The organism is Streptomyces sp. NPDC029164, assembly GCF_055563995.1.
The window spans coordinates 120,201-133,808 of sequence record NZ_JBVHWW010000025.1; the positions used below are offsets into that span (position 1 = coordinate 120,201).

Genomic DNA, 13,608 nt, shown 5'->3' on the forward strand with positions numbered 1-13,608 from the left:
CTCCCCCTTCAGCGCTTACGATTGCGTGGTGTCCCCCATCCGGTGCTCCCCCCCCCCCCCCCCCCCCCCCCCCCCCCCCCCCCCCCCCCCCCCCCCCCCCCCCCCCCCCCCCCCCCCCCCCCCCCCCCCCCCCCGCGTACGGATCCGGCCGAGCGGCGCAGTCCGAGCGCGCGAACGCGGCCACGCGCTTAACGTGGTGCGGAGTGAGTCCGACTCCGCACGCGCGAAAGGGCACGCCATGACCGAATCCTCATCAGGCGGCGGTGGCTCCGCCAGGGAACCCGGCGACCGGGGACGCACGAGCATCTCCGACGGCGTGGTCGAGAAGATCGCCGGGCTGGCCGCCCGCGAGGTGGTCGGCGTACACGCCATGGGCAGCGGCACCGCCCTCTCCCGTACCTTCGGCGCCGTCCGCGACCGAGTGCCCGGCGGCCAGAAGGCCTCCGTCAGCCGCGGGGTCAAGGCGGAGGTCGGCGAGGTCCAGACCGCCCTCGACCTGGAGATCGTCGTCGACTACGGCGTGTCGATCCGCGACGTGGCGCGGGCGGTCCGTGAGAACGTCATCTCGGCGGTCGAGCGGATGACCGGCCTGGAGGTCGTCGAGGTCAACATCGCCGTCAGCGACGTCAAGCTGCCCGATGAGCCCGACGAGGAGCCGGAGACCCGTCTCCACTAGCCGCAAGGAGCCGCAATGAGCATGGCGATCGCCGGCCTGTTCGCCGGAATGGCCCTGGCGTTCGCCGGGTACTTCGGCGGTTTCGGCGCCTTCCTCCTGGTGGCGGCCCTCGGCGCCCTCGGGTTCGTCGTCGGGCGCTTCCTCGACGGGGACCTGGACGCCGGGGACCTGTTCCGCCGCCGTGACGACCGGCGCGGGTGAGGGGCCGATGAGCACCACGCAGCCCCGGGCCACCCCGCCGCGGGTGGCCGCCGCCGACCGCGGATCCACCCTCATCGCCGATCGGGTCGTCGCCAAGATCGCCGCCCAGGCCGCCAGGGAGGCCCTCGCGGCCCCCTCGGGCGCGCCCCCCCACGCCACCGTCACCGTGCACCACGACATCGCGCGGGTACGGGTGAGCCTGGAGCTCGTCTACCCCTCCGACGTCGCCGCCCAGTGCGCCGCCGTACGCGCCCGGGTGGCCCTGCGCGTCGAGGAGTGCGCGCAGATGTCCGTGCCCGAGGTGGACATCGAGGTCGAACACCTGCACTCCGCCCACACCCGGACCGCCGCGGGGCGGGACCGGCGGCTGCGGTGACGGCCCCCGCGCCCGCCCCCGGCCGCGCCCACCGGTTCCGCTCCGCCCGGCGGGTGCCCGCCGCGCTCACCGCCCTGGCCGTGCTGGGGGTGGCGGGTCTGTTCCTGTACGACCTGGCCGCCGTACGGTCCGGCCGGCCCGCCATGAGCTGGCGCCGCGAGCTCGCCCACCGGCTGGAGACCGCGACCCCCGCCGACCTGCCCGTCCAGCTGACCGGCGCGGCCCTGGCCGTGGCCGGGGCGGTCCTCCTGCTGCTGGCGCTCACCCCCGGGCTGCGCCGGATCCTGACCATGCGGACGCCCGGCCAGGGCGCGGCGGTACACGCCGGGCTCGGCCGCAGGGACGCTGCGCAGGTCCTGCGGGACCGGGCCATGGAGGTGTCCGGGGTGCGCTCGGTCCGGGTCAAGGTGGGCCGGTCCCGCGTCGGGGTGCGGGCCACCTCGCACTTCCGCGAGCTGGACGACGTACGGGCCGACCTGGACGCCGTGCTCGCCGTCGGCATCGAGGAGCTGGGCCTCGCGCACCCGCCGCGGGCGCGCGTACGGGTCAGGAGGTGAGCGGGATGCTCGGGGTGGTGAACCGGACCCTGCTGGCGGTGGCCGGAGCGGTCCTGCTGGCGGCCGGGGTCGTGCTGCTGACGGGCTGGTGGCCGCTGCACGGGCGGCACGCGCCGCTGCTGACGGCCCAGACGAGGCACCGGTACTGGCACGCCGACGGCTGGTGGTGGTGGGCGGTGCTCGCCGGGCTCGCGGTGGTCGTGCTGCTGGCCCTGTGGTGGCTGCTGTCCCAGCTGAGGCGCCCGCGGCTGCCCGCGGTGGTCGTGGACACCGGGGACGGGGCCTTCGCCCTGCTGCGCGGGCGCGCGCTGGAGGAGGCGGTGGCCGCGGAGGCCGGCGCGCTGGAGGGCGTCGCCGGCTGCCGGGTCGCGCTGCGCGGGCGGCGCGGCTCGCCCGCGCTGCGGGTCGCGCTGGAACTGGAACCCCACGCGGTCCCCGCCGACACGCTGGCCGCCGTGGCCGGCCCCGTCCTCACCCACGCCCGTACCTCGGCGGGCCTCGCCGAACTCCCGACGGAGGCCCGCCTCAAGGTGACGTCACACCGGGCGCAGCGGGTCACTTAGCCCGGAGGCGCGGAGCCCCACGGCGGGTCAGAAGCCGTGGCGGGAGCCGCCGTCGACCGGGAGCATGACGCCCGTCAGGTACGAGGCGGCCGGGGACAGCAGGAAGGCCGCCGTGCGGCCGAACTCCTCGGGGGCGCCGTAACGCCGCAGCGGGATGCGGGACTCGTTTCCGGCGCGGGCCGCGTCGGCGTCACCGCCGAGCGCGTCGAGCTCCCGCACGCGGTCGGTGTCGATGCGCGCCGGGAGCAGGCCGACGACCCGGATCCCGCGCGGGCCGAGCTCCACCGACAGCGACTTCGCGAAGCCCGCCAGGCCCGGGCGCAGACCGTTGGAGATGGTCAGCCCGGGGATCGGCTCGTGGACCGAGCCCGACAGGACGAAGCCGATGACCCCGCCCTCGCCCAGCTCGGCCGCCGCCGCCCGCGCGAGGCGTACCGCGCCCAGGAAGACCGACTCGAAGGCCGCCGACCACTGTTCGTCGGTGTTGTCGGCCGCGAAACCGGGGGCCGGGCCGCCGACGCTGATGAGGATGCCGTCGAAACGGCCGAAGCGCTCGCGTGCGGTGGCGACGAGCCGCCCGGCCACCGCCGGATCGGAGTTGTCCGCCGCCACCCCCACGGCGTTCGGGCCGAGCTCGGCGGCGGCGTCGGCCGCCCGCTTCTCGTCCCGGCCCGTCACGAGGACCTTCGCGCCGTCGGCGGTCAGTTCGCGGGCGGAGGCGAAGCCGAGGCCGCGCGTGGCCCCGGTGACGATGTAGACACGGTCCTTCAGTCCAAGATCCATGCCGACACGCTACGCCGTCGCGGGCTCCTGTTCGACGGCTTCGGCCTTGGCCGCCGCTTCCTCGCGGTCGCGCTTCTCCCGCCGTACGAGGACCACCCAGCCCACCGGCACCGCGGCCGCGAACAGCCACCACTGGACGGCGTACGCCATGTGGGGCCCGATCGAGTCGTGGTCGGGATCGGCGACGGTCTCGGGGCCGGCCTCGGGTGAGGGGTCGGTGAGCTCCAGGTATCCGCCGAGGACGGGCTTGCCCAGGTACTCGGCCTGCTGCCCGCTGTTGATCAGCATGACCTGGCGGTCGGGCAGGCCCTTGCGGTCCTTGATGCCGCTGCCGCCGCTCGTCTCGTCGGCCTTCAGCCGGCCGGTGACGGTGACCTCGCCCGCGGGCGCGGCCGGCACCGGCGGGTAGGCGCGGGGGTCGTCGCCGCCCGGCACCCAGCCCCGGTCGACCAGGACCACCCGGCCGTCGGAGAGGACCAGCGGGGTCAGGACGTGGAAGCCGACCTTGTCGTCGTTGTCGGTGCGCATCCGTACGACGACCTCGTGAGCGGAGTCGTACGTGCCGGTCGCGGTGACCGCACGCCAGAAGTCCGCGCGGGGGACCTTGTGGCCGGGTGAGGTGACCTCGGTCATGGGGACCGGCTTGGCCCGCAGGTTCGCCTCGATCAGCTGGTTCTGCGCGACCCGGTGCTCATGGCGGTGGTACTGCCAGAACCCGAGCTTGATCATCACGGGGATGAGGGCGAGGGTGATGAGGGTGAGGCACACCCACTGCCGGGTCAGCACAAAGCGGTACACGCCCACGACGGTACCCCCAGCGCGGAGGACCCCGGCGGCCGGGTGGCCGTCCGGGGTCACGGGGTACGGGATCGGGGTACGGGATCGGGGGAGGGGTGAGGGGAAGGACGAGGGTGAAGGACGAGGGGGAGGGGTGAGGGGGAGGACGGGGAGTCAGACGTGGTCGACGATGCCCACCTTCCCTTCCGCGCGGGCGCAGTGCGCCCCGCAGAACCACTGCCCCGAGACCTCGACGCCCTGACCGATGATCGAGACCCGGCAGTGCTCGCAGACGGGCGCCATGCGGTGGATGGCGCAGGAGAAGCAGTCGAAGACGTGCACGGCGCCCTGCGCGTGCACCTCGAAGGACATGCCGTAATCGTTTCCGCAGACCTCACAACGTGCCATGCGCCGAATGCTGCGCACGGCGGGGGAGCGGAACAAGATCCAGCGGGGTGAGTCGCCGCGCCTGCACCCGGCCGGCGCAACGGCACTTCCCCGTCCACGTCCACGTCCACGTCCACGTCCTCGTCCCCCGCTCCGGTCCCCGCCCGGCGCTCGGGCTCAGCACTCCGCCGGGGCCACGTCCCGCAGCAGCTGGGTGAAGGCGGCCTCGTCGACGACCGGCGTCCCGAAGGACTTCGCCTTGACCGTCTTCGACGTCGCCGAGTCGGGGTCGTTCGTCACCAGCAGGCTGGTGAGCCGCGACACGCTCGTCGCGATGTGCAGGCCCGCCTCGACCGCGCGGTCCTCCAGCAGCTCCCGCTCCACCGAGGTGTCGCCGGAGAAGGCGATCCGCATGCCCTGCTTCAGCGGCTCGCCGTCCTTGTAGCGCCCCGGATTCGGGTGCGGGCACGGCGGCCGCTTGCGCGAGGGCCGCCAGCCGCTGCCCCGGTAGGAGGACTGGTACCCCACGCGCGGGGCGGCGGCCGAGTCCGACCACTCCGTCAGCGGCCGGCACTCCAGCAGGGGCAGCCGTACGCCGCCCTGCGCGGCCGCGTGCAGCGACGGACGGAAGGCCTCCGCCAGTACCCGGGCGTCGTCGAGCGCGTGGTGGGCGCGCTGCTGGACCACGCCGAAGTGCGCGGCGAGCGACTCGAGCTTGTGGTTGGGCAGCGGGAGGTTCAGTTCCTTCGACAGGGCGATGGTGCACAGCCGCTGACGGACCGGCGCGGTCTCGGCGGCCCGCGCGTACTCCCGGGCGATCATCTGCCAGTCGAAGATGGCGTTGTGCGCGACCAGCACCCGGTCCGCGAGCCGGCCCGCGAACTCCCCGGCGATGTCCTTGAAGAGCGGGGCGCCGGCGAGCACCTCGCTCGTCAGCCCGTGGATCCACACCGGTCCCGGGTCCCGCTGCGGGTTGACCAGGGTGTACCAGTGGTCCTCGACATTGCCCTGCGCGTCGAGCCGGTAGACGGCGGCGGAGACTATCCGGTCGTCGCGGGCGAGCCCGGTCGTCTCCACGTCGACGACCGCGTACCCCTGTGGGTAGGCGGTCGGCCACGTCGTCTCTGCGGTCGTACGGTCGTCGAGCATGGTCACAGAGGATATCGGCCCCGACTGACAGCCGTTGCCGCGATGTCCCCCCGGCCCGGCTCCGCTCCCCGTTCGCCGGCGCTCACGGTCCGGGTTTCAGCAGGGCGGTCGTCAGGGCGCGTACGGACAGCAGGAACAGGCGTTCCGGGTCGGCCGGGCGGGCCAGGGCGCGGGCGAGGGCCGGGTCGTGGGGGGCCGCGGCCGGGTCCCAGAGCTCGCTCTCGGCCGGGGACTGGGCGGGGGAGCGCTCACGGTTGCGCTCGACGAGCAGGAACCCGACGATCTGGAACTGGATCGCGCGCACCGCGTCGGCCGCGCGGGCGCCGCGCAGTCCCGCGGCGTGCACCTCGTGGACGAGCGCCTGCTGCGCGGGCAGGAACATCCGCTCCGTGAGGCCGCGCTCGTGGACCATCGCGATCAGGTGCGGGCGCTCGCGCAGTTCGCGGCGCAGGGTCCGGGCCACCGACAGGATGCGGTCGGCGGGGGTGCGGCCGACGGGCCTGATCGCGCCCATCTCCTCCACGGTCCGCCGTACGAGGGCGTCGAGCAGCGATTCGCGGTTGCCGACGTGCCAGTAGATGGACGTCACCGCGGTGCCCAGCTCCGCGGCGAGCTTGCGCATGGTGAGGGCGGCCGGACCGTGCTGCTTGACCAGGGACGCGGCGGCGTCCAGTACCTCGTCGCGGGTCAGCGTTGATCTGGCCATGGTTGCGGGTCGCCGATCTGTCGGAGTGTCAGTTCCGTTGGTGCGCGGGTCTTTACCCTTCATCGGCGGCGGTGTAACTGTGTTACAGAACCGATTCCGCTCAATGACGAGGGATGGGGCGACACATGGCACGCGTACGGTACGGAGCGCGGACCGAGGCCGAGATCGCGGCGTCGCGCGAGAAGAGTTCCAAGCTCCCCGACATCTGGTCCACCGGCGTGGTGGCCGTCTGGGAGAGCGACCCCGACGTCGTGGCGGCGGTCCTGCCGCCGCCCCTCAAACCGGCCGACCGGCCCCTCGTACGGGCCAACATCAGCAAGGTCGACCTGCCCGGCTACCCGCTCGGCGCCGGCTCGGTGGCCGTCGCCGCCCAGCACGGCGGGGTCGAGGGCTGGTATCCGCTGGTCATGCCGATGACCCACGAGCGCGCCCTGATCGGCGGCCGCGAGGTCTTCGGCGAGCCGAAGAAGCTGGGCGAGGTCACCGTCGAACGCGACGGCCTCGTCGTCCGGGCCGTCCTCGCCCGGCACGGGATCGCCTTCGTCGAGGTGCGCGGCGCGGTGGACCGCGCGCTGCCGCTGCCCGAGCCCACCCAGAAGACCGACTTCTACTTCAAGTTCCTTCCCGCCGTGGACGGTTCGGGCTTCGACGCCGACCCGGTCCTCGTCCACTGCACGCGCAACGAGAAGTTCCGCAAGCTGGAGCACATCACCGGGGACATCGTCCTGCGCGAGTCGATGTTCGACCCCATCGCCGACCTCCCCGTCCGCCGGATCGTGGAGATCACCATCGGCGAGAAGACCACCGACCAGAAGGGCCGCGTCGTCGAACGGGTCAGCGCCCAGGCCCTGCTCCCGTACATCCACCAGCGCTACGACGACCCGATGCAGATCCTGGACGGCCCGCCCGAAGGGAGCGTCTGACATGCGGATCGAACCCGGACAGGTGGCCGTCGTCACCGGAGCCGCCAGCGGCATCGGCCTCGCGATGGCCCGCCGCTTCGCCGCCGAGGGACTGCAGGTGGTCCTCGCCGACGTGGAGGAGGGCGCCCTGCGCAAAGCCGCCGACGACCTCACCGCGGACGGGGCCAAGGTGCTCGCACGGCTCGTCGACGTCAGCGACCGCGACTCCGTGACCGCGCTGGCCGACGCGGCGTACGAGACCTTCGGCACCGTGCACGTGCTCTGCAACAACGCGGGCGTCGGCTCCGGCGCCGAGGGCCGGATGTGGGAGCACGAGCCCAACGACTGGAAATGGGCCTTCTCCGTCAACGTGTGGGGCGTCTTCCACGGCATCCAGGCCTTCGTCCCCCGCATGATCGCGGGCGGCGCGCCCGGTCACGTCGTCAACACCTCCTCCGGCGACGGCGGCATCGCCCCCCTGCCCACCGCCTCCGTCTACGCCGTCACCAAGGCGGCCGTGGTCACCATGACCGAGTCGCTCTACGCCCACCTCAAGGCGGAGGGCGCCGCCGTCGGGGCCTCCGTCCTCTTCCCCGGACCGCACATGCTGCGCACCGGACTGTGGGAGTCGCACCGCAACCGGCCCGAGCGGTACGCGAAGCAGCGGCCGCGCAAGTCCCCGTACCGCAGCCTCGACCAGTACGAGGCGGCGATGAGGAAGGCCGGTCACGAGGTGGACTTCACCCCCGTCGAGGAGGTCGCCGAGCACGTCCTCGACGGCATCCGCGCCGACCGCTTCTGGATGCTCCCGGCCAGCGAGCACAGCGACCGCCAGATCCGGGCCCGGTCGCAGTCGATGCTCGACCGTGCCAACCCCGCCTACCTGGAAAGCTTCATCCTCGACTGAGGGGCGTTCGTCGTGAGCGACATCGTGAGTGACCTCGTGAGTGACACACCGTACGAAGATCCGTACCTGATCATCTCCTCCGACTGCCACGCGGGCCTGCCCACGGAGCAGTACCGGCCCTACCTCGACTCCCGCTTCCACCCCCGGTTCGACGAGTTCCTCGGCGAGCGCGACGCCCGCCGCGCGGAGGCCACCCGGCTCGGCGTCCGCAACGAGGCCTTCGCCGAGAAGTGGTTCCACGACCACGAGGAAGGCCTGCGGGGCGGCTGGGACACCGGGCAGCGGCTGAAGGAGCTCGACGGCGACGGGGTCGCCGCCGAGGTCGTCTTCCCCGACGCGGACGCCGTCGACAGCCAGACCGCGGCCCCCTTCGGAGTGGGCCTCGGCCTCTCCGGCGACCAGGACCCCGAGCTCGGCATGGCGGGCGCGCAGGCGCACAACCGCTGGCTGGCGGAGTTCGTCTCGGAGAACCCCGAGCGCCACTGCGGGGTCGCCCTGCTCCCCATCACGGGCGAACCGTCGAAGGTCGTCGCCGAGATCCACCGGGCCAAGGAGTCCGGGCTGGGCGCGCTGATGATCCCCGCCATGTGGGTGGACAAGGCGCCCTACCACGACCGCCGCTACGACCCCGTGTGGGCGGCGGCGGCCGAGACACGGATGCCGATCGTCACCCACTCCGGGTCCTCGCCGCGCCACGAGTACGGCGACCACCTGGGCATCTTCGTCTCCGAGGTCACCTGGTGGCCGGCCCGCCCGCTGTGGTTCCTGCTTTGGTCGGGGGTCTTCGAGCGCCACCCGGGCCTCAAGTTCGGCGTGGCGGAATCCGGCTGCTGGTGGCTGCCGAACCAGCTGTGGTTCATGGACCGGCTCTACCTCGGCGCGCACGGCGGCAAGAAGCTCTCCCCGTTCGAGGAGCTGAAGCGGCCGCCGAGCGAGTACCTGGACCGCCAGGTCTTCGTCTGCGCGACGAACACCAAACGGCGCGAACTCGCCCAGCGCTACGAGATCGGCGTGGACAACATCCTGTGGGGCTCGGACTTCCCGCACCCGGAAGGCACCTGGCCCGACACCCGGAACTGGCTGCGCAAGACCTTCCACGACATCCCCGTCGACGAGACCCGCCGGATGCTCGGACTCGCGGCCGCCGAGGTCTTCGGCTTCGACACGGAGAAGCTGGCTCCCGTCGCCCGCCGGATCGGCCCCACCCCGGCCGAGCTGGGCCAGTCCCCGGACCAGGCGGCGGTGGCGGCCTCCTGGGCCCGCTCCCGCGAGACGGGCCGCCACTGGCTCACCGGCGGCGACTTCCCGGTACTGGGGGTCTCGTGATGACGGACGACCAGGACCGCTACACGGTCATCTCGGCGGACTGCCACGCGGGCGCCGACCTGCTGGACTACAAGCCGTACCTGGAGAAGCGGTACCACGACGACTTCGACGCCTGGGCCGCCGGCTACGTGAACCCGTACGAGGACCTCCTCGCGGACACGGCGGACCGCAACTGGAACTCCGCGCGGCGCCTCGCGGAGCTGGAGGCGGACGGCATCGTCGCCGAGGTCGTCTTCCCCAACACCATCCCGCCGTTCTTCCCCAAGGCCTCGCTGATGGCGCAGCCGCCGACGGCCGCCGAGTACGAGATGCGCTGGGCCGGCCTCCAGGCGCACAACCGCTGGCTGGCGGACTTCTGCGCGGACGCGCCGGGCCGGCGTGCGGGCGTGGTGCAGATCCTGCTCAACGACGTGGACGCGGCGGTGAAGGAGATCCGCCGCACGAAGGAGGCGGGCCTCACGGGCGGCATCCTGCTGCCCGGCGTCCCGCCCGGATCCCCGGTCCCGGAGCTCTACTCGGCGGCGTACGACCCCATCTGGGCGGTCTGCGACGAGCTGGACGTGCCGGTCAACCACCACGGCGGTTCGGCGTCGCCGCCGCTGGGCGACGAACCGGCCGCCCGCGCGGTCTTCATGGTGGAGACCACGTGGTTCTCGCACCGCGCCCTGTGGCACCTCATCTTCGGCGGCGCCTTCCGCCGCCATCCGGGCCTCAAGCTGGTCCTGACGGAGCAGGGATCCGGCTGGATCCCGGGCGTGCTGGAGATGCTGGACTACTACCACGGCCGCCTGGTCGCGGCCTCGGCGACGGCGGAGGCCAAGTTCGGGGCGGGCCTCGCGGAGTCGATGGGCAGCGGCCCGAGCGAGGTCTGGCGGGAGAACTGTTTCGTGGGGGCCAGCTTCATGCGCCCCCACGAGGTCCCGCTCCGGGACCGGATCGGCCTCGACAAGATCATGTGGGGCAGCGACTACCCGCACGACGAGGGCACCACCCCCTTCTCCCGCGAAGGCCTCCGCATCGCCTACGCGGGCCTCCCGCGCGAGGAGGTCGCGGCGATGGCCGGCGGCAACGCGGCCCGCGTCTACGGCTTCGACCTCTCCCTCCTGGACGCCCTCGCGGCCAAACACGGCCCCCTGGTGTCGGAGATAGCCGAACCCCTGACGCACACCCCGCCGCAAGCCACCAGCCCGGCCTTCGCCAAGGGGGGCTCGGTGCGGGTCTGGTGACGTCTCCCTCCGGGGCGGCTCACGGCACGAACGTGATCCGCCCCGGAGGGAACGGCCCGGCGCCGAGCACGTCCGCCCCCCGGCCGCGACCCTCTCGCGAACCATCGGTAACCCCGATGGATACCGATCGGTAACAACCTCTAGCGGTGCCCCCGGAGGCGCCTCTATGGTGCGCTCATGCCGAACCTGCCCGATGTCGTGCTGTGGTCCATACCGGCCTTCGTGCTGCTCACCGTCCTGGAGGTGGTGAGCTACCGGATCCATCCCGACGAGGACGCGGCCGGGTACGACACCAAGGACGCGGCCACGAGCATCACCATGGGGCTCGGCAGCATCGGCTTCGACCTGCTGTGGAAGATCCCGGTCGTCGCCGTCTTCACCGCGGTCTACGAACTCACCCCGCTGCGGGTGCCGTTCCTGTGGTGGACCGCCCTGCTGATGTTGCTCGCGCAGGACTTCCTCTACTACTGGCAGCACCGGCTCCACCACGTCATCCGCATCCTGTGGGCCTGCCACGTGGTGCACCACAGCAGCCGGCGGTTCAACCTCACCACCGCCCTGCGCCAGCCCTGGACCAGCGCCACCACCTGGTGGTTCTACCTCCCGATGGTGGCCCTCGGCGTGCACCCCGCGGCGATCCCGTTCTGCTACGGACTCAACCTCCTCTACCAGTTCTGGGTCCACACCGAGCGCATCGGCAAGCTGCCCCGCGCCTACGAGTACGTCTTCAACACCCCCTCCCACCACCGCGTCCACCACGCCTCGCAGGGCGGATACCTGGACCGCAACTTCGGCGGGATCCTGATCGTCTGGGACCGGATGTTCGGTTCCTGGGTGGGGGAGACGGAGCGGCCCGTCTACGGGCTCACCAAGAACATCGACACCCACAACCCGCTGCGCGTGGCCACCCACGAGTACGCGGCCATCGCGCGGGACGTGCGCGCCGCCGCGAACTGGCGCGAGCGCGCCGGACGGGTCTTCCGCGGCCCCGGCTGGCAGCCCGCCGCCCCGGCCGCCGCCGCCAAGGCCCCCGCTTCCGTCCCTGCCGCGGAAGCCGCCGCCGTGAACGCCGCCGCCGCCGACGCCCGGCCCTCCGTACGGGAGACCTCCGCGTGAGCACCGCACCGTCCCCGGAACGCCCGGCCCCTTCCCGGGCAGCCGGCCGCACGCCGGCCGGCCGGGACCGCCTCGGCCGCCTCGCCCTCGCCGCCTTCGCCGCGGCCACCGCCGTCGACCTCGTCTCGCTGCTGGCCGACTGGCACCTCGGGCACCTCATCGCCAAGCCGCTGCTGATGCCGCTGCTCGTCACCTATGTGATCACCCGCGGCGCGCCCCGGCTGCTGGTCGCCGCCCTGCTGTTCGGCTGGGGCGGGGACCTGGCCCTGCTCTTCGACGCCGAGCCCGCCTTCCTCGTAGGCATGGGCTCCTTCGCCGTCGGGCACGTCTGCTACCTCGTCCTCTTCGGCAAGCGGCCCGCGAACCCGCTGCTCGGGGGCGCGTACGCACTCGCCCTCCTCGGGACCGTCGCCCTGCTCTGGTCCGACCTGCCGGCCGACCTGCGGATCCCGGTCGCCGGCTACAGCCTGCTGCTCACCGCCATGGCGTTCCGCTCCAGCGCCCTCGGCCCGCGGGCCGGGATCGGCGGGGCGCTGTTCCTGCTCTCCGACACCCTCATCGCCTCCGGGGTCGCCGAATGGCCCCAGCTGCCCCGCCCGGACTTCTGGATCATGGCCACCTACGTGGCCGCCCAGTACCTCCTGGCCACCGGTTCCACAGCCACCCGGGAAGCAGGCGTACCGTAGGACGGTCCTCAGTCGTACAAGACTGAACAACCCCGAGCCGGAGGACTGCACCACCATGCGCGCCACCGTCATCCACGCCCCGCACGACATCCGTGTGGAGGAGGTGCCCGACGCTGCGATCCAGCGCCCCGAGGACGCCGTCGTCCGCGTCCTGCGCGCCTGCATCTGCGGCAGCGACCTGTGGGCCTACCGCGGCGAGGCAGAGCGCCGGCCCGGCCAGCGGATCGGCCACGAGTTCCTGGGCATCGTCGAGGAGACCGGCTCCGACGTGTCCGGCGTGCGCGCCGGCGACCTGGTCGTCGCGCCGTTCATGTGGTCGGACGGCACCTGCGAGTACTGCAAGGAGGGCCTGTTCACCTCCTGCGACCACGGCGGCTTCTGGGGCTCGGTCGGCCACGACGGCGGCCAGGGCGAGGCCGTCCGGGTTCCGCACGCCGACGGCACCCTGGTCAAGCTGCCCGCCGAGGCCGTCTCCGACGACCACCTGCTGACCGGTCTGCTGGCGCTCTCCGACGTCATGGGCACCGGCCACCACGCCGCGCTGGGCGCGGGGGTCCGCCCGGGCTCCACGGTCGCCGTCGTCGGTGACGGCGCGGTCGGCCTGTGCGGTGTCCTCGCCGCCAAGCGCCTGGGCGCCGAGCGGATCATCGCGCTGGGCCGCCACACCGTCCGTACGGACGTAGCCAGGCTCTTCGGGGCCACCGACGTCGTCGCCGAGCGCGGTGAGGCCGCCGAGGCGGCCGTGCGCGAGCTCACCGGTGGCCGGGGCGCCCACGCGGTCATCGAGGCGGTCGGCACCGAGCAGTCCATGCGCACCGCCGTGAACATCACCCGCGACGGCGGGGCCGTCGGCTACGTCGGCGTCCCGCACGGCAGCGGCACCGGCCTCGACCTCGGCGTGATGTTCGACCGCAACATCACCCTGCGCGGTGGCGTGGCCCCCGTCCGCGCGTACATCCCGGAGCTGCTGGAGGACGTGCTGAGCGGCGCGATCGACCCGTCGCCCGTCTTCGACCGTGCCGTGTCCCTGGACGAGGTCCCGGACGGCTACCGCGCGATGGACGACCGCAGCGCGCTCAAGGTGCTGATCAAGCCCTGACCGGATGACCGGATGACCGGACGACCGGTGAAACGGACGGGTGGGGGGGGGGGGGGACCCCCCCCCCCCCCCCCCCTCCGGGTCTTCTCCCCTTTCCCCCAGGTTTCCTCCCCGCCCCTCGCGCGTCTACCCCCCCACCACCCCCGTACCCCCCCCCTCCCCCCCTTGCCT

At 73.1% G+C, this 13,608-nt stretch carries 17 protein-coding genes; 12 read left to right on the top strand and 5 right to left on the bottom strand.

Annotated elements, in window-relative coordinates:
- Positions 1-238: 238 nt before the first annotated feature.
- The 5 genes from ACZ4VT_RS24055 to amaP are packed head-to-tail and all read left to right on the top strand — an operon-like array spanning position 239 to position 2,373.
- Complete coding sequence (locus ACZ4VT_RS24055; RefSeq protein WP_362805655.1) at positions 239-676, top strand: Asp23/Gls24 family envelope stress response protein; 438 nt, start codon at positions 239-241, stop codon at positions 674-676.
- Positions 677-691: 15 nt separating this feature from the next.
- Positions 692-877 (top strand): hypothetical protein, encoded by a 186-nt coding sequence (locus ACZ4VT_RS24060; RefSeq protein WP_030716925.1) that lies wholly within the window; start codon positions 692-694, stop codon positions 875-877.
- Between the two features lie 7 nt (positions 878-884).
- Positions 885-1,253, top strand: coding sequence for a hypothetical protein (locus tag ACZ4VT_RS24065; protein WP_467952536.1), 369 nt, complete (start codon positions 885-887; stop codon positions 1,251-1,253).
- Positions 1,154-1,810 (top strand): DUF6286 domain-containing protein, encoded by a 657-nt coding sequence (locus ACZ4VT_RS24070; protein ID WP_467952538.1) that lies wholly within the window; start codon positions 1,154-1,156, stop codon positions 1,808-1,810. Before ACZ4VT_RS24065 ends, ACZ4VT_RS24070 begins: the two co-directional genes overlap by 100 nt.
- Before the next feature lie 5 nt (positions 1,811-1,815).
- Complete coding sequence (amaP, locus tag ACZ4VT_RS24075) at positions 1,816-2,373, top strand: alkaline shock response membrane anchor protein AmaP (RefSeq protein ID WP_467952540.1); 558 nt, start codon at positions 1,816-1,818, stop codon at positions 2,371-2,373.
- Between the two features lie 27 nt (positions 2,374-2,400).
- On the opposite strand, the gene ACZ4VT_RS24080 is transcribed toward amaP, so the two are convergent.
- The 5 genes from ACZ4VT_RS24080 to ACZ4VT_RS24100 all read right to left on the bottom strand — a co-directional run bounded on the left by ACZ4VT_RS24080 (position 2,401) and on the right by ACZ4VT_RS24100 (position 6,175).
- Entirely contained in the window at positions 2,401-3,156 is a 756-nt protein-coding gene (locus tag ACZ4VT_RS24080; RefSeq protein WP_467952541.1) for an SDR family oxidoreductase, read from the bottom strand.
- A 9-nt stretch (positions 3,157-3,165) separates the two neighbouring features.
- On the bottom strand, positions 3,166-3,954 hold the full coding sequence (locus ACZ4VT_RS24085) for an SURF1 family cytochrome oxidase biogenesis protein (protein ID WP_467952543.1): 789 nt from the start codon (positions 3,952-3,954) through the stop codon (positions 3,166-3,168).
- Between the two features lie 153 nt (positions 3,955-4,107).
- Positions 4,108-4,341, bottom strand: a complete 234-nt coding sequence (locus ACZ4VT_RS24090) for a hypothetical protein (RefSeq protein WP_467952544.1) — start codon at positions 4,339-4,341, stop codon at positions 4,108-4,110.
- 156 nt (positions 4,342-4,497) lie between these two features.
- Positions 4,498-5,475 (bottom strand): DEDDh family exonuclease, encoded by a 978-nt coding sequence (locus ACZ4VT_RS24095; RefSeq protein WP_467952546.1) that lies wholly within the window; start codon positions 5,473-5,475, stop codon positions 4,498-4,500.
- 76 nt (positions 5,476-5,551) lie between these two features.
- On the bottom strand, positions 5,552-6,175 hold the full coding sequence (locus tag ACZ4VT_RS24100; protein ID WP_467952548.1) for a TetR/AcrR family transcriptional regulator: 624 nt from the start codon (positions 6,173-6,175) through the stop codon (positions 5,552-5,554).
- A 125-nt stretch (positions 6,176-6,300) separates the two neighbouring features.
- On the opposite strand from ACZ4VT_RS24100, the gene ACZ4VT_RS24105 reads away from it, so the two are divergent.
- From ACZ4VT_RS24105 to ACZ4VT_RS24135, 7 genes are all read left to right on the top strand, one after another.
- Complete coding sequence (locus tag ACZ4VT_RS24105) at positions 6,301-7,098, top strand: acetoacetate decarboxylase family protein (protein ID WP_467952549.1); 798 nt, start codon at positions 6,301-6,303, stop codon at positions 7,096-7,098.
- 1 nt (position 7,099) lies between these two features.
- The gene (locus ACZ4VT_RS24110) at positions 7,100-7,984 is read left to right on the top strand and encodes an SDR family NAD(P)-dependent oxidoreductase (protein WP_467952551.1); all 885 of its coding nucleotides are present in this window, start codon (positions 7,100-7,102) and stop codon (positions 7,982-7,984) included.
- Between the two features lie 36 nt (positions 7,985-8,020).
- Positions 8,021-9,310, top strand: a complete 1,290-nt coding sequence (locus ACZ4VT_RS24115) for an amidohydrolase family protein (protein WP_467952576.1) — start codon at positions 8,021-8,023, stop codon at positions 9,308-9,310.
- The gene (locus ACZ4VT_RS24120) at positions 9,310-10,536 is read left to right on the top strand and encodes an amidohydrolase family protein (protein ID WP_467952553.1); all 1,227 of its coding nucleotides are present in this window, start codon (positions 9,310-9,312) and stop codon (positions 10,534-10,536) included. Before ACZ4VT_RS24115 ends, ACZ4VT_RS24120 begins: the two co-directional genes overlap by 1 nt.
- Positions 10,537-10,713: 177 nt before the next feature.
- Positions 10,714-11,652, top strand: coding sequence for a sterol desaturase family protein (locus ACZ4VT_RS24125; protein WP_467952555.1), 939 nt, complete (start codon positions 10,714-10,716; stop codon positions 11,650-11,652).
- Complete coding sequence (locus tag ACZ4VT_RS24130) at positions 11,649-12,338, top strand: lysoplasmalogenase (RefSeq protein WP_467952557.1); 690 nt, start codon at positions 11,649-11,651, stop codon at positions 12,336-12,338. Before ACZ4VT_RS24125 ends, ACZ4VT_RS24130 begins: the two co-directional genes overlap by 4 nt.
- Before the next feature lie 55 nt (positions 12,339-12,393).
- Positions 12,394-13,437 carry a zinc-dependent alcohol dehydrogenase family protein gene (locus ACZ4VT_RS24135; RefSeq protein WP_467952559.1) on the top strand — a complete coding sequence of 348 codons (1,044 nt, stop codon included), beginning with the start codon at positions 12,394-12,396 and terminating at the stop codon, positions 13,435-13,437.
- Positions 13,438-13,608: the final 171 nt, after the last annotated feature.

Coding starts and splice junctions, on each gene's coding strand:
- ACZ4VT_RS24135 (WP_467952559.1), top strand. CDS start 12,394: ATGCGCGCCACCGTCATCCACGCCCCGCACGACATCCGTGTGGAGGAG.
- ACZ4VT_RS24105 (WP_467952549.1), top strand. CDS start 6,301: ATGGCACGCGTACGGTACGGAGCGCGGACCGAGGCCGAGATCGCGGCG.
- ACZ4VT_RS24100 (WP_467952548.1), bottom strand. CDS start 6,175: ATGGCCAGATCAACGCTGACCCGCGACGAGGTACTGGACGCCGCCGCG.
- ACZ4VT_RS24055 (WP_362805655.1), top strand. CDS start 239: ATGACCGAATCCTCATCAGGCGGCGGTGGCTCCGCCAGGGAACCCGGC.
- ACZ4VT_RS24125 (WP_467952555.1), top strand. CDS start 10,714: ATGCCGAACCTGCCCGATGTCGTGCTGTGGTCCATACCGGCCTTCGTG.
- ACZ4VT_RS24060 (WP_030716925.1), top strand. CDS start 692: ATGAGCATGGCGATCGCCGGCCTGTTCGCCGGAATGGCCCTGGCGTTC.
- ACZ4VT_RS24110 (WP_467952551.1), top strand. CDS start 7,100: ATGCGGATCGAACCCGGACAGGTGGCCGTCGTCACCGGAGCCGCCAGC.
- ACZ4VT_RS24090 (WP_467952544.1), bottom strand. CDS start 4,341: ATGGCACGTTGTGAGGTCTGCGGAAACGATTACGGCATGTCCTTCGAG.
- amaP (WP_467952540.1), top strand. CDS start 1,816: ATGCTCGGGGTGGTGAACCGGACCCTGCTGGCGGTGGCCGGAGCGGTC.
- ACZ4VT_RS24120 (WP_467952553.1), top strand. CDS start 9,310: ATGACGGACGACCAGGACCGCTACACGGTCATCTCGGCGGACTGCCAC.
- ACZ4VT_RS24065 (WP_467952536.1), top strand. CDS start 885: ATGAGCACCACGCAGCCCCGGGCCACCCCGCCGCGGGTGGCCGCCGCC.
- ACZ4VT_RS24080 (WP_467952541.1), bottom strand. CDS start 3,156: ATGGATCTTGGACTGAAGGACCGTGTCTACATCGTCACCGGGGCCACG.